1 protein-coding gene and 1 pseudogene are annotated in these 626 nt (G+C 55.1%); both read right to left on the minus strand.

Features of this window, described 5'->3' with window-relative positions; translation table 11 throughout:
- Nucleotides 1-439 (minus strand): pilin (locus tag HMPREF2959_RS04420; protein ID WP_371441774.1); only part of this gene is annotated, 439 nt, incomplete at its 3' end.
- A gap of 6 nt (nt 440-445) precedes the next feature.
- Nucleotides 446-626, minus strand: a pseudogene (locus HMPREF2959_RS04425) (hypothetical protein); the annotation flags it as partial.

The following is a 626-nucleotide window of genomic DNA, read 5'->3' on the forward strand; positions in this document are numbered from 1 at the left end:
CGCGGCAGGTTGACGGCAGGTGCTTGGTGTCGATTTTGTTGGTGCCGTTGGCGGTGTCGGCTTTGACGGCGTTGGCGTTGCGCGTAACCGGCTGTCCGCAGAACCATTTTACCGAACCGTTTTGACGCTTGGCCCACAGGGAGAGTTTTTTGCCTTTGATTTCGTTGTTTACGCCGTCTGATTTCATTTCGGCGGTAACGACGCCGTTTGCGACTGTAACGCTTTGAACATATTTGCCTTTGATGTCGGAGGCGGAGGTTGCCACGCCGGCAGAACTGTTGTTGGCGGGCCATTCGCCGTGATTCAGGTAATACTCTGTGACGGCTGATTTTTGACCTTCGGCCAAAAAGGATGGATTCGTCATTCCCGCGCAGGCGGGAATCCAGCCCTGTCGGTACGGAAACTTATCGGGAATCTGGATTCCCACTTTCGTGGGAATGACGGTTTAGGTATTTTTATAGAAAGCCGTAGGTGGTGTTTCTATGCAAACGGCAGATGAAGCGTCGCGGCAGGTTGACGGCAGGTGCTTGGTGTCGATCTTCTTGGCGGTGCCGGTGTCGGCTTTGACGGCGTCGTTGGTGGCGTTGGCGTCGCGCGTAACCGGCTGTCCGCAGAACCATTTTACC

The sequence above is a fragment of the Neisseria sp. HMSC070F02 genome (genome assembly GCF_001814225.1).
Taxonomy (GTDB): Bacteria; Pseudomonadota; Gammaproteobacteria; order Burkholderiales; family Neisseriaceae; genus Neisseria; species Neisseria meningitidis.